The organism is Rhizobium sp. SRDI969, assembly GCF_025152725.1.
Classification (GTDB): Bacteria; Pseudomonadota; Alphaproteobacteria; order Rhizobiales; family Rhizobiaceae; genus Rhizobium; species Rhizobium leguminosarum_I.
This window is the reverse complement of record NZ_CP104035.1, coordinates 4,344,690-4,358,290: the sequence shown is the minus strand read 5'-3', so window position 1 is coordinate 4,358,290 and position 13,601 is coordinate 4,344,690. Positions and strand designations below refer to the sequence as shown.

Sequence of the window (13,601 nt, the reverse complement as noted above, 5' to 3'; positions counted from 1 at the left end):
AAGGCCGGCGCGAGCCGGCCTCTCCGATAGGCTGAAACCAGGATCAGTCCTTGGCGCGTTCGACGTAGGAATTGTCTTCCGTGGCGATGACGACGCGGGTGCCGGCATTGATGTGCGGCGGAACCATGGCGCGCACGCCGTTCGACAAAATCGCCGGCTTATAGGAGGACGATGCCGTCTGGCCCTTGACGACCGGTTCCGTCTCCATGATTTCGAGCGTGACGTGGCGCGGCAGTTGGAGCGCCAGCGCAATGCCTTCATGCATCGAGAGGATGCAGGACATGCCTTCCTGCAGATAGGCCTTGTCGTCACCCATGGTGTCGACATCGACCACGACCTGGTCGTAGGTCGCCGGGTTCATGAAGTGGAAGCCTTCGCCGTCTTCATAGAGATATTGGAAGGAGACGTCTTCGACGAAGGCGCGCTCGACCTGTTCGGTGGTGCGCCAGCGCTCGGAAACCTTCACGCCGTCGACGATGCGGCGCATGTCGACCTGGGTGACCGGCGTGCCCTTGCCCGGATGAAAGTTCTGGGCGGTAAGAACGACGTAGAGCTTGCCGTCGACATCGAGAACGTTGCCCTTGCGGACCGAAGAGGCGATGACCTTGACCATAAGACTTCCTTGTAACTCGGCTTTCGGCGTCGTAGATGACTGGCGAGACGCCCCGAAGACGCAAATGTTTTTCTTTGGGGCGCAACTAACCTAAAATCCGGGAAATAGCCACCCCCAATACCGGCTTCTCCGGCGAAGAAAGCTTGGAATGAACTCTTCGGCGAAAGCGTCCCCTTGGTGGACCCCGTCCGTGCATGCCGACCGCCGTCCGTTCCTGGTCGGGCGCAACGCAATCCAGGCGGCGTTGCGCGGGTTTTTTGCGCGCGAGGATTTCATCGAGGTGGATACGGCGGTGCTGCAGGTTTCCCCCGGCAACGAGGCGCATCTGCATGCCTTCGCCACGGAAGCGCTGACGACGGATGGGCAAAGGGCGCCGTTCTACCTACATACCTCGCCGGAATTTGCCTGCAAGAAGCTGCTTGCGGCGGGCGAGGAACGCATCTCGTGTTTTGCCCATGTCTATCGCAACCGCGAGCGTGGGCCGCTGCATCATCCTGAGTTCACTATGCTCGAATGGTATCGGGCCGGCGAAAGCTACGAGAGCCTGATGATGGATTGCGTGCGGATCCTGGCGCTGGCCGCCGAAACGGTGAAGACCGGGAAGCTTGCCTATCGCGGCGCCGAGAGCGATCCCTTTGCCGGGCCGGAGCGGATCAGCGTTGCCGAAGCCTTCGAGCGTCATGCCGGCATCGATCTTCTCGCCTCGGTCGCCGCCGGCGGTTCGACCGACCGCGACCATCTGGCCGCCGAGACGAAGCGCGTCGGCATGCGTGTTGCCGATGACGACGGCTGGGCCGATCTCTTTAGCCGGGCGCTTGTGGAAAGGATCGAGCCGCATCTTGGTTTCGGCCGCATCACCATCCTCGACGAATATCCGATCTCAGAGGCGGCACTTGCCCGTCCCTCGGCAGACGACCCGAGGGTTGCCGAACGTTTCGAGCTCTATGCCTGCGGCGTCGAGCTTGCGAACGGTTTCGGCGAGCTCACCAACGCTGCCGAACAGCGGCGACGGTTCGAGATCGAAATGGCCGAGAAGACGCGGGTCTACGGCGAGACCTATCCAATCGACGAGGATTTTCTCGCTGCGCTGCCGCTGATGCCTGAGGCAAGCGGTATCGCGCTCGGCTTCGACCGGCTGGTGATGCTGGCGACGGGAGCATCACGCATCGACCAGGTGCTCTGGGCGCCGGTGGCGGAGTACGGAAGATGAATGCCGTCAAACCGATCAAGAGCGTCGACGATCTTGTGAAGGCGGGACTGGTCGCGTCTGCCGATCGCGCAGCGCTCGAGGAGGTTGCGGCGCGTTATGCGATTGCGCTGACGCCTGCAATCAGTAAGCTCATCGACCGCACCGATCCCGTTGATCCGATCGCTCGGCAATTCGTGCCTGATACAGCCGAACTCACGGTTGCCCGCGAAGAACGGGCCGATCCGATCGGCGATCATGCCCACAGCCCCGTCGTAGGCATCGTTCACCGTTACCCCGACCGCGTGCTGCTCAAGGCCGTGCATGTCTGCCCGGTCTATTGCCGCTTCTGCTTCCGCCGCGAAATGGTGGGGCCGCAGGGTCTCGGCACGCTCGATGCGGCGGCGATGCAGGCCGCTTTCGATTATATAAGCAGTCATGAGGAGATCTGGGAGGTCATCCTCACGGGCGGCGATCCGCTGGTGCTTTCTCCGCGCCGGCTCCACGAGATCATGGAGGTGCTTGCCGGCATCGCGCATGTGAAGATCATCAGGTTCCACACGCGTGTCCCGGTCGTCGACCCCGAGAAGATCGATGCGACGATGATCGCGGCACTGAAGGCGAGCGGCAAGACGGTCTATATCGCGCTGCACGCCAACCATGTGAGAGAGCTGACGACGGAAGCGCGCGCCGCCTGCGGCCGCCTCGTCGATGCCGGCATTGCCATGGTCAGCCAGTCGGTGCTGCTCAAGGGCGTCAACGACGATCCCGCCGTGCTGGCGGAGTTGATGAAGGCCTTCGTCGAAATCCGCGTCAAACCCTATTACCTGCATCATCCGGATCTGGCGCCCGGCACCAGCCATTTCAGAGTGACGATCGAGGAGGGGCAGAAGATCGTCGCGGCGCTGCGCGGGCGGATTTCCGGTCTCTGCCAGCCGGCCTACATCCTTGATATCCCAGGCGGTCACGGCAAGGCCGTCGTCACTGGGAGCGCGATCCGGGCGACAGGTGACGGATGTTATTCCGTCACCGATTATCGCGGCGGCGAGCATTCCTATCCGCCGGCCGATTGAGACAAAAGCGGCGCTTTTCGTATCATTTCTGTACTCGCCACGCCGGAAACCAGACTGTGTCGCAGTATCGAAATTACATTAAGTCATTGATATAAGGTCGTTGTTTACGACGGCTCGGGAAGGATCGCTAAAATCCTAACTATGAGCCTTAGTCATATTTAACTCAATAAATTAGCGGAATGTTCTGTTTTCCGCACTAAAAGAACGCTCATGACAAGGCGATGAACGCCGGATCGGGATCATGAGAATCTTGGAGTGATGGGATGAATAAGGCAATCCGCGACCTCGTAGCTAAATTCGGCAAGCTTCCCGGGTCGATCGACCAGGTTGCCGACGATGCCGATCTTTATGCGGCAGGTTTGACGTCCTTTGCTTCTGTGCAGTTGATGCTTGGCCTCGAAGAGGCCTTCGACATCGAATTTCCCGACAATCTCCTGAACCGCAAATCCTTCGCGAGCATCTCGGCCATTGCCAGGACCGTCGATCTCATCCGGGACGGCCGGAAGGTCGCGTGATGAATTTCCCCGTCAAGATCATGCAGGACGGTCTTGTCGCAAGGGTGGCCCGCGTCGCCGAAATCGCGGCGAAACACGCGGATACCGTCGATGCCGAAGCCCGTTTCCCCCGGGAAGCCGTCGATGCGATGAAGGCCGAAAGGCTGCTCGGCATCCAGGTGCCGCGCCATTTCGGCGGCGAATCCGCCTCGATCACCGAGATCGCCGAATTGTGCTCGATGCTCGGCCAGGCCTGTGCCGCAAGCGCCATGGTTTTCGCCATGCACCACATCAAGCTGTCGAGCCTCGTTGAACACGGCGCCGACAGCGAATGGCATCGCGGTTTCATGCGCCGCATCGCCGCCGAACAGCTGCTGATCGCATCCGCCACCACCGAAGGCGGCATCGGTGGAAACCTGCGCAACAGCATCTGTGCGGTCGAAGTCGATGGCGACACGTGCCGCCTCGAAAAGGATGCGACCGTCATTTCCTACGGCTCGCATGCCGACGCCATTCTCATCACCTCGCGTGCCCACGCGCAGGCGGCTTCCTCCGATCAGGTGCTGACGGCCTTCCTCAAGGACCAGTACACGCTCGAGAAAACGCATGTCTGGAATACGCTCGGCATGCGCGGCACCTGCTCCGACGGCTTCCTGTTCAAGGGCGAAGCGGCGGCTTGCCAGATCCTGCCGAAGCCTTTCGCGGAGATCGCGGCGCAGTCCATGCTTGCCTCCTCGCACCTCTTGTGGAGCGGCGTCTGGTACGGCATTGCCGTCGACGCCGTTGTGCGCGCCCAGGCTTTCGTGCGTGCCGCAGCCCGCAGGGCGCCGGATGCCCAGCCGCCGGGCGCGCTGCGCCTCGCCGAGGTTTCGAACCTGTTGCAGATGGTGAAATCCAACGTCGTTACCGGCCTCAAGGCCTATGAGGATGCCAAGGCCGATGCCGACAGGCTGTCTTCGATGGGATTTGCGGTGGCGATGAACAACGTCAAGATCGCCTCGTCCGAGACCATCCTGGAGATCGTCAACCATGCGATGCTGATCTGCGGCATCATGGGCTACAAGAACGGTACGCCCTTCAGCCTCGGACGCCATCTGCGCGACGCGCATTCCGCACAGCTCATGATTTCGAATGACCGCATCCTCGGCAACACGTCGAGCATGCTTCTTGTCCATAAACAGGACACTAGCCTACTGGGGTGACAGTCATGGATATGCAGACCTCGTTTCTGGACCGGCTTTTCGAATCCGGTCTGCTGATCGATACCGGCATCGACGGGCTCTACGGCCGCAGCGGCCAGTTCGAAGACGTGATCGCTGCCTTCGAGCGCCTGATCGACACGTTCGGCGGCGCCGATGGTGCCGAAGCCATGCGCTTTCCGCCCGGCATGAACCGCGCCTTCTTCGAAAAGAGCGGCTACATGAAGAGCTTTCCGCAGCTCGCCGGCACGGTGCACAGCTTCTGCGGCAGCGAACTCGATCATGTCAGCCTGCTGCAATGCATGGAAGTCGGCGAAGACTGGACCAAGGGGCAGGAGGCGACCGACATCGTGCTGACGCCGGCTGCCTGCTATCCGCTCTATCCGACGATCGCCAAGCGCGGCAACCTGCCGAAGACGGGCGGCCTCTTCGACCTGCAATCCTATTGCTTCCGCCATGAGCCGTCGAAAGACCCTGCCCGCCAGCAGCTGTTCCGCATGCGTGAATATGTCTGCATGGGCACCGAGCTGCACGTCACCGATTTTCGCCAGCGCTGGATGGATCGCGGCGTCGAGATGATGAAGGCCGTCGGCCTCGATGTGACGATCGACGTCGCCAATGATCCGTTCTTCGGCCGCGCCGGCAAGATGCTCGCCAATAATCAGCGCGACCAGAACCTGAAGTTCGAGCTGCTGATCCCCATCACCTCGGCTGCCAATCCGACCGCCTGCATGAGCTTCAACTACCATCAGGATGCCTTCGGCACGAAGTGGGGTCTCAAGCTCGAAGACGGCAATGTCGCGCACACCGCCTGCGTCGGCTTCGGGCTGGAGCGCATCGCCCTTGCCCTCTTTCATCATCACGGGCTCGATGTGAAGCAATGGCCGGCCAGCGTACGGAAAGCGCTGTGGGGCTGAGCAAATCGATGACATCGGTCTTTTCGGGAATCGACCCGGAAACCTACCGGGCGCATGCGCTGCATTCCGGCGAGCGCGCCTGGCCGGAAACCAACTGCTATGTCGATCTCTGGATCGAGGTACTGGCGACATCAGGCGTTGCGCCGGAGGCGATGCTGGGTTTTACCCTGACGCAGGATTTCGAGGGCGACCAGTTCACCTTCTTCAAGGTGCCGCTCGAGGATCTCGAAGCGCTCTACGGCATTCGTGCGACCGAGCTTGCCATCTACGACCGTGTCGAACGCCATGTCGAGGTTCAGATCGCGCGTGCCCGTCTCTGCCTGATCGAAATGGATTCTTTCTACATGCCGGATACGCGCGGCACCGCCTACCGGCAGGAGCACGGCAAAACGACGGTTGCGATCAACCGACTGGATATTGCGGCCAAACGCGTCGATTATTTCCACAATGGCGGCTATTTTCGTCTCGAAGGCGAGGATTTCGACGGGCTGTTCCAGCTGCATCGGGAAAACGACCCGCCGTTCCTTCCCTATGCGGAATTTGCTCGGTTCCCGGAAAAGCCCGCGGATGAAGCGCATCTGCGCGCGACCGCGCGGCGGCTTGCCGGCTTTCACTTTGCCCGGCGTCCCCGCGAAAACCCGATCCGCGCCTTTGCAGGCGTCTTTCCGCAACAGGTCGAAGCGGTGGCGGAACGGCCGTTCGGCTTCTTCCACAAATACGCCTTCAACACGCTTCGCCAGGTAGGCGCCAATTTCGAACTGGCGGCCGATTACCTCACCTGGCTCTCCCCTGATGAATTCACGGCTGCCGCCGAGCATGCCAGGCGCATTTCCGAGGTGGCGAAATCGGTGCAGTTCCAGCTTGCCCGCGCCGTCACCCGCAAGAAGTTCGAGCCGTTGCAGGCAGCACTTGATCCGGCCGCCGATGCATGGGATTCCATGATGGCGTCGCTTGCGGGGCGAATCTGAGGCCGGAGATCTGACCATGCGGGGGCGTTTGGCAAGCATCGGTGCTGAGGAAAGTCTACTTTCCGAAGGCTGGAACCTGATCCTGACGGAGCCGGGCGCATGCGCGGTGCCGCACGACATCCCGCTATCGGCGCAGTTCATTCCAGCACCCGTTCCCGGGACCGTCGCCGCAGCACTCGAAAAAGCCGGTCTCTTCGATCGGGAAAATCCCGAGCCGCTGAACACGCGGGACGCCTGGTATCTCTGCCGGCTTTTCGATGCCGAGCCGGGTGACGCGATCCTGCGTTTCGCAGGGCTGGCGACGCTCTGCCACGTCTTCCTGAACGGCCAGGAAATCCTGTTTTCCGAGAGCATGTTCACGGCGCATGAGATTCCGGTGACACTTTCGGGCGGCGACGAGCTGGCCCTGTGCTTCCGGGCGCTCGGCCCCCGCCTGTCGGAGCCGGGCCCGCGCGCGCGCTGGCGGCCGCAGATGATCACGCCGGCGGGCTTGAAGAATTTCCGCACGACTCTGCTCGGCCATATGCCGGGCTGGTGCCCCGATATCCATGCCGTCGGGCCATGGCGGCCGATTTCGATGGTGCGGCGCAATCCCGTCTCGATCTACAATGTTTCCATCCGCGCCGTATTGGAGGAGAGTGGCGTCGGCCGTCTCAGCGTTTCCCTGCACAGCAATGCCGAGGATCCGGCAATGCTGCTGCACTGCGGCGGGATGGAGCAACCCTTCGAAAAGGTCGGCGACAGTCATTACTCGGCTATCCTCAAGCTTTCCGACATCGAGGCCTGGTGGCCGCACACGCATGGCGCTCCGCGTCTCTACGAACTGACGCTGGTTTCCGACGGGGTGGAATATCCGCTCGGCAGGACCGGCTTCCGGCGCGTCGACATCGAGCGCGGTGCCGATGGCGATGACTTCGCGCTCCTCGTCAATGGCGAACGCATCTTCTGCCGTGGTGCGGTGTGGACGACGGCCGATATCGTGCGATTGCCGGGCGGGCGGGCGGATTACGAGCCGTTCCTGCGGCTTGCTGCCGGAGCCGGCATGAACATGATCCGCATCGGCGGCACCATGGCCTACGAGACACCAGATTTCTTCGCGCTCTGCGACGAGCTCGGCCTGCTGGTCTGGCAGGATTTCATGTTCGCCAATTTCGATTATCCGCGCAACGACAAGGCTTTTCTTGGCCACGTGCATGCGGAGGTCGAGGAATTCCTGCACGGCGTGCAGGCGTCGCCTTCGCTGGCCGTGCTCTGCGGCGGCAGCGAAATCCACCAGCAGGCGGCAATGCTCGGCCTGCCGGCGGAATTCTGGAGCGGGCCGGTCACCGATGAAATCATTCCGGCGGTCGTCGCGCGCATGCGCCCCGATGTGCCCTACATGCCGAACTCACCCTATGGCGGGGCGATGCCCTTTTCGCCGAATGCCGGTATCGCCCATTATTACGGCGTCGGCGCCTATATGCGGCCGATTGCGGATGCGCGCCGCGCCGATGTGCGTTTTGCCTCCGAAAGCCTCGCCTTCGCGCATGTGCCGCAGCAAAGGACGCTGAAGCATCATCTCGATGTGCCCGCCGTCCACAGCCCGCTATGGAAGGCCCGCGTGCCCCGCGATCGCAGCGCATCGTGGGATTTCGAGGATGTTCGCGATTTCTACCTGCAGCTTCTCTACGGTTTCGATCCCGCTCAGCTGCGCCGCGAAGATCCGGAACGCTATCTCGATCTCTCCCGCGCCGTCACCGGCGAGGTGATTGAAGAGACTTTTGCCGAATGGCGGCGCAAGGGCTCCGCCTGCAATGGCGCGCTCGTCTGGACGCTGCAGGACCTGCTGCCCGGCCCCGGCTGGGGGGTGATCGATTCCACCGGAGAGCCGAAGCCCATCTGGTATGCGATGCGCCGTGCATTCCGGCCGGTGCAAGTGGTCTTCACCGACGAGGGAACGAACGGTCTCGACGTGCATGTCGTCAACGAGACGGATGCCGCGCTCGACGTCGAACTCGAGGTCGTCTGCCTGCGCGACGGAAAACAGCAGGTCGTCAGCGGCAGCAGGGCCTTCAAGCTAGCGGCAAGAGACACTGAGCGCCTTGCCTGCACGGCGCTGTTCGGCGCCTTCTTCGATACGACCTATGCCTTCCGTTTCGGGCCGCCGGCGCACGATGCAAGTGTGGCGCGCCTGCGCTCGCTGGCGGATGGCGCCCTTCTCGCCGAGAGCTTCCACTTCCCGTGCGGACGGGGGAAGGCGCTCCATGACGCAGGGATCGAAGCAACATTCGGCAGAGAGGGCGACGACTGGTTCGTCGATCTCAGGACCGACCGGCTGGCGCAATCGGTGCATATCGACGTCGAAGGCTATCGGGCCGAGGACGACTGGTTCCACCTTGCCCCCGGTGCGATGCGGCGGGTGACGCTCCACGCGCTGTCCGGCGTGGAAAGCGACATTCCGCCTGCAGGCGAGATCAGAAGTCTAGGCAGTTCGCATCGCGTCGCAATCGAGGGCTGACGCCGCTGCGAAGGATGATGCCGATCCATTGGGAAAGACCGTGATTTGAGAACGATATACCGCTTTCTGCGCGCCCATCTCCTGCAGCGGCTGATCCCGCGGTCGCGTCTTGCTTTCAACCCGCGCAGGCCGGTGGAAGTCGTCGGTTATCTCTCGATGGCGGTCGGCGTCGGCGAATCGGCAAGGCTCTGCGCCGACGCGTTGTCGAAGGCGGGGCAGGCGATTTCGCTCTCCGATGTCAGCACGCATCCTGACGAAAATTCCTTCGCCGGATGGATGCCGTCGCATCTCACCGCCGAACCCGCGGGAAGCCGGATCTGGCATCTCAATCCGCCGATGCTGCCGCGCGCCATCCTGAAGAAGGGCGTTGCCAATTTCACCCGCGCCTTCAACATCGGCTATTTCGCCTGGGAGCTCGAAATCGTCCCGGCGGAGTGGCGCAATGCGATGCATTACATGAATGCCGTCTTCGTGCCGTCGGAATTCACCAGGCGGGCGATTGCACCGCTCACTGCGGCACCGGTCATCGTCGTTCCGCATCCCGTCACCGAGAAGCCGGCGACGGAAGGCATGCGCCAGAAATTCGGCGTCGAGGAAGACGCCTTTCTGGTCAGCTTCATCTTCAGCGCTGGCTCCTCGATCAACCGGAAGAATCCGCAGGCCGTCATCGAGGCCTTCCGGATATTCGCTGCCGAATGCCCCAGCGCCTTCCTGTTGATGAAGGCCAGCGGCGATATCAACAAGGATGAAAGCCTGCGCGAACTGGTCGCCTCGGTCGCAGGCAACACTCGGATCAGGATCGTCACCGACAGGATGTCGGATTCCGATATCAACGGCCTTATCCGCTGTTCCGACGCCTATCTTTCGCTGCATCGTTCCGAGGGTTTCGGGCTGACGGTGGCCGAGGCGATCATGCAGCGTACGCCGGTCGTGTCCACGGCCTGGTCGGGCACGTTGGATTTCTGCGATCCCGACAATAGCTGGCTGGTTGCCTCTCCCCTCATTCCGGTGGTCGATACCCATCCGGAATTTGCCGGGCTCAAGGGTGCGGTCTGGGCCGATCCTTCCTCCGAAGTGGCGGCTACGCACTTGCGGGACATCTTCCGCGCGCCTGAGCGAGCGCGCGCGAAGGCCGAGAAGGCGCGAGCGTTCCTGCTGCGCTACCTCGCCGAGAACAGCTATGACAAGGCGCTCCAGGCGCTGGAAGCGATGCAGGCCGCCTAACGTGACGTCGTCACTCCGCTTTATTTTAACATTTTCGCATTAGAGATGGCAGGTATGCGGCGGTAGGCCGATCCTGACGGATGGACAGATGTCGAAGGGTATTATCGCAAACTCGGTGATGAACGCGGCGGCAGGTATGCTGCTGCTTCTGACGGGCTTTGTGTCATCAATCATAACCGCGCGGCTGCTCGGGCCGGAAGCCAACGGCATCGTCGCCTTTTCGCTCTGGCTGGTGGTGACCGGCGCCTCGATCGCCGAGCTCGGCTCCAGCATCACGCTGCTGAAGACCTTGCCGCAACTTTCGGCGGAAGGCTTCGACGCGCGCCGCCGCCGGGGTTTTGCCGCCATCCTCGTCAGCTTCATGATGTTCTCGACCGTCGTGCTGCTGGCGCTCTACGCGCTGTTCTTCCTGACCTCAGAAAAGATGCACTGGGCCGACACGGCGCCATCCGTCGCTCTGGTCACGGGCGTGCTGTTTTTCATCCAGGCGATCGGATCCTTCGTCAAATTCTATCTGATCGGCGAAAAGAAGCTGGGCGCCTTCTTTAAGCTGACGGTCGCCGTCTCGATCGTGCAGCTTGCCGGCGTTGCCGTCGGCGCTGTTTTCTATGGCGTCGAAGGCGTTCTCGTCGGCTATGCGCTCGGCCAGCTGGTGCTGTTTTTCGCCACGCTGCCGATCCTTCTTGCGCGGCGCGACTGGTGCGGGGTCTCGCTGAAATATCTCGCCTCCTCCTCCGTCATCCTGTCGATCCAGTTCATCATCGATTCCATCTTCCTCAACCGGCTCGAGCTGCTCTTTCTGCAGCAGTTCTGGTCGGTGGAGATGGTCGGCTATTATGCCGTCGGCCTGTCGATCGCGAATATCGCGCTGCAACTGCCGATCCAGATGACCGGCAGCCTGCTGCCCTATTATTCCGAGCGGCGCCACGGCAGCGACGATTCGACATTGCCGGTCGAGGTCTTCGCCGCCGTCACCCGCAGCATGGCCTATATCGTGCTGCCGATGAGCCTCGGGCTTGCCGCGATCTCCAGCGAACTGGTGCTCGTGGTGTTCGGCGAAGCGTTCCGCCGTAGCGGGACGGTGGTGGCGCTGCTTGCGCTCGTCGCTCCCGCCTATACCTTCATGCAGATCCTCAGTCTCTACCTGCTGTCGATGGACAGGGCCCGCTCCCGCCTGAACATCAGTGTGATAGGTGGCCTACTGATGGTAGCGGGTTGTTTACTGATCGTACCTAGGCTTGCAGCCGAGGGTGCTGCAATCGTGCGCATCCTCGTATTCGTTGCGATGTCGATGATGATGATCAAACAGACAGGATTCGGATCCCAGCTTTCGGGTCTCTACGCAAGCCTGACGAAGGTGACGCTCGCCTCCGTCCTCTGTGCTTGCGGAGCGATTTCCGTGCTGGAATTCGTCCAGGGTCCGGCCGGACTGGTCGGCGCGATCATCGCCGGCGCATTCGCCTATTTCGCAGCGCTCCGGGTGCTGCGCGCCGTGCCGGGCGAGGATGTCGAAGTCATGCGCTCCATTCTCGACAAGATGCCGTCCCTGCTGCGGCGACCTGTGGGACATGCGATCAATTTCATCGCGCCGCGGCTTCCCGGCGATCCCGATCGCGCCAAGGTCGCGCCCGGTGAATTCTCGCTGGAACCGGCCGAGGGTGCGGGGCGCAGTGCTGCCCTGCCTGTCGTCTTCGATGGCACGGTCGGGCTGTTCATGCCTGAGAATCCTCTCGCCAAGAAACGTTCGGCCGCCGTGCTCTTCGTCAGCCCCTGGGGTTTCGAGGAGATGTGCAGCCGTAAATTCTTCCGCGTCGCGGCTGAGCATTTCTCGGATATCGGCGTGCCGAGCCTGCGCTTCGATTATCGCGGCACCGGCGACGCGCTCGATTTCGGGGCGCTGCCGGCAAGGCTGGAAACCTGGGAAAATTCGATCCGTGCGGCCGCCGACAAGCTGAAGTCGCTGAGCGGCTGCGACCGTATCGTCCTCATCGCACAGGGCCTCGGCGCGACGCTTGCCCACCGCGTCGGTTCGTCGATCGAAGGCGTCGACAGCCTCGTCATGCTGGCGCCTGTGCTGAGCGGCAGGGCCTATCTGCGCGAACTCAACATGTGGTCCAAGATCATCGATGCCGATCTCGGCCTTGGCAAGGAGCATGTCCAGACCGCGAAGGTGCAGATCGCCGGGCTCGTCATGCCCGAAGAGATTGCTGCCGAGCTCGGCAAGCTCAACATTGCCTCGCCGCAGGGGCTCGCAGCCTCCCGCTATCTGATCCTAGAACGTCCTGCCAAGGCCGAGGATACCGGCTTTGCCGATGCGCTGAAGGCGCTTGGCGCCGATGTCGAGCAGACGGCCTTCGAAGGCTATGACGAGCTCGCCACCAATCCGCTGTTTGCCAAGACGCCGATGGCTGTCGTCGCGCTGCTGACGACGTGGCTGGAGGCAGCGACGACAGAGACATCCATCGCCCATTCATCGGCGGCGATCGACAACTCGTTGCTTGCCGGCGACGGTTTTGCTGAAACGCCGGTCCGATTCGGAAGCCATAATCATCTAGTCGGCGTCGTCAGCCGGCCGCTCGGCGAGATCAAGGGCAATGCCGTGCTCTTCCTGTCGACGGCCTATGACCGGCATGCCGGCTGGGGACGGACGACGGTCGATATGGCACGCGAGCTCGCCCGCCAAGGCGTCGTTTCGCTGCGCTTCGATTCCGCTAATGTCGGCGACAGCCCACCGCGGCCGGACGCGCCGGAACAGGTGCTTTATTCGGACACGCAGACCGCGGATGCGGTCGCCGCGCTCGACCTGCTCGAAAGCGTCGTCACCGGCCCCGTCATGGTCGCCGGCCGATGCAGCGGCGGCTATGTCGCCTTCCGCGCCGGCGTCGCCGACGAGCGCTTGAAGGCTGTCGTGTCGATCAATCCCTTCGTCTATTACTGGGATCCTGACATGCCGGTGCGCAGGGAGCATGTCGTCTCCGTTCCCCGCAGCCTCGATGATTACAGCCAGCGCCTGGCGCGGCTCGACACGCTGAAGCGGCTGCTGCGCGGCCAGGTGGATGTCGTCTCGGCATTGCAGAACATCGTCATCGCCGCCGGTCGCCGGCTGTCGCCGTGGATCGCGCCGCTGCTCGAGCTGCTCCCCGACCGGCGCCACATCGCCCGCGAGGTTCGGCACTCCTTCGCGCTGTTCGGTAAACGCAAGGTGCCGCTGACGCTGATCTACAGCGAGGGCGATGTCGGGCTCGACCACGTCTATTTCCACTTCGGGCCGCGCGGCGCCAGGCTTTCCCGCTATCCGAACGTGCGGCTGCTGATGCTGCCGGATGCCGACCATAATCTAACGCCGCCGCAATCGCGCAAATTCGTGCTCGACGAGATCATCCGTCTGGCGAGAGCGTAACCGGGGATTTTACAGTGCCGCGCGTCTTTT

At 62.3% G+C, this 13,601-nt stretch carries 10 protein-coding genes; 9 read left to right on the top strand and 1 reads right to left on the bottom strand.

The annotated features are described in order from the left end of the window. Nucleotides 1–43: 43 nt before the first annotated feature. Nucleotides 44–613, bottom strand: coding sequence for an elongation factor P (efp, locus tag N2A41_RS21575; protein ID WP_170258218.1), 570 nt, complete (start codon nt 611–613; stop codon nt 44–46). 148 nt (nt 614–761) lie between these two features. On the opposite strand from efp, the gene epmA reads away from it, so the two are divergent. The 9 genes from epmA to N2A41_RS21530 all read left to right on the top strand — a co-directional run bounded on the left by epmA (nt 762) and on the right by N2A41_RS21530 (nt 13,571). Next, nucleotides 762–1,823 (top strand): EF-P lysine aminoacylase EpmA, encoded by a 1,062-nt coding sequence (gene epmA / locus N2A41_RS21570; RefSeq protein ID WP_260109677.1) that lies wholly within the window; start codon nt 762–764, stop codon nt 1,821–1,823. After that, nucleotides 1,820–2,872 (top strand): lysine-2,3-aminomutase-like protein, encoded by a 1,053-nt coding sequence (locus tag N2A41_RS21565; protein WP_260109676.1) that lies wholly within the window; start codon nt 1,820–1,822, stop codon nt 2,870–2,872. The genes epmA and N2A41_RS21565 overlap by 4 nt, the downstream gene beginning before the upstream one ends. Nucleotides 2,873–3,135: 263 nt before the next feature. Further along, the gene (locus N2A41_RS21560; RefSeq protein WP_017962508.1) at nt 3,136–3,387 is read left to right on the top strand and encodes an acyl carrier protein; all 252 of its coding nucleotides are present in this window, start codon (nt 3,136–3,138) and stop codon (nt 3,385–3,387) included. After that, nucleotides 3,387–4,568, top strand: a complete 1,182-nt coding sequence (locus N2A41_RS21555; RefSeq protein WP_260111084.1) for an acyl-CoA dehydrogenase family protein — start codon at nt 3,387–3,389, stop codon at nt 4,566–4,568. The genes N2A41_RS21560 and N2A41_RS21555 overlap by 1 nt, the downstream gene beginning before the upstream one ends. Before the next feature lie 5 nt (nt 4,569–4,573). Beyond that, the gene (locus N2A41_RS21550) at nt 4,574–5,482 is read left to right on the top strand and encodes an amino acid--[acyl-carrier-protein] ligase (RefSeq protein ID WP_222384394.1); all 909 of its coding nucleotides are present in this window, start codon (nt 4,574–4,576) and stop codon (nt 5,480–5,482) included. Further along, entirely contained in the window at nt 5,473–6,450 is a 978-nt protein-coding gene (locus N2A41_RS21545) for a DUF1839 family protein (protein WP_222384480.1), read from the top strand. Before N2A41_RS21550 ends, N2A41_RS21545 begins: the two co-directional genes overlap by 10 nt. Nucleotides 6,451–6,466: 16 nt before the next feature. Beyond that, nucleotides 6,467–8,947, top strand: a complete 2,481-nt coding sequence (locus N2A41_RS21540; RefSeq protein WP_260109675.1) for a glycoside hydrolase family 2 protein — start codon at nt 6,467–6,469, stop codon at nt 8,945–8,947. Nucleotides 8,948–8,992: 45 nt separating this feature from the next. Continuing rightward, nucleotides 8,993–10,171: a glycosyltransferase family 4 protein gene (locus N2A41_RS21535; RefSeq protein WP_260109674.1), complete on the top strand. Its 1,179-nt coding sequence runs from the start codon at nt 8,993–8,995 to the stop codon at nt 10,169–10,171. Nucleotides 10,172–10,259: 88 nt separating this feature from the next. Further along, nucleotides 10,260–13,571, top strand: a complete 3,312-nt coding sequence (locus N2A41_RS21530) for an oligosaccharide flippase family protein (RefSeq protein ID WP_260109673.1) — start codon at nt 10,260–10,262, stop codon at nt 13,569–13,571. The last annotated feature ends 30 nt before the right edge of the window (nt 13,572–13,601 follow it).

Coding starts and splice junctions, on each gene's coding strand:
- N2A41_RS21530 (WP_260109673.1), top strand. CDS start 10,260: ATGTCGAAGGGTATTATCGCAAACTCGGTGATGAACGCGGCGGCAGGT.
- N2A41_RS21560 (WP_017962508.1), top strand. CDS start 3,136: ATGAATAAGGCAATCCGCGACCTCGTAGCTAAATTCGGCAAGCTTCCC.
- N2A41_RS21555 (WP_260111084.1), top strand. CDS start 3,387: ATGAATTTCCCCGTCAAGATCATGCAGGACGGTCTTGTCGCAAGGGTG.
- N2A41_RS21540 (WP_260109675.1), top strand. CDS start 6,467: ATGCGGGGGCGTTTGGCAAGCATCGGTGCTGAGGAAAGTCTACTTTCC.
- N2A41_RS21565 (WP_260109676.1), top strand. CDS start 1,820: ATGAATGCCGTCAAACCGATCAAGAGCGTCGACGATCTTGTGAAGGCG.
- N2A41_RS21550 (WP_222384394.1), top strand. CDS start 4,574: ATGGATATGCAGACCTCGTTTCTGGACCGGCTTTTCGAATCCGGTCTG.
- epmA (WP_260109677.1), top strand. CDS start 762: ATGAACTCTTCGGCGAAAGCGTCCCCTTGGTGGACCCCGTCCGTGCAT.
- efp (WP_170258218.1), bottom strand. CDS start 613: ATGGTCAAGGTCATCGCCTCTTCGGTCCGCAAGGGCAACGTTCTCGAT.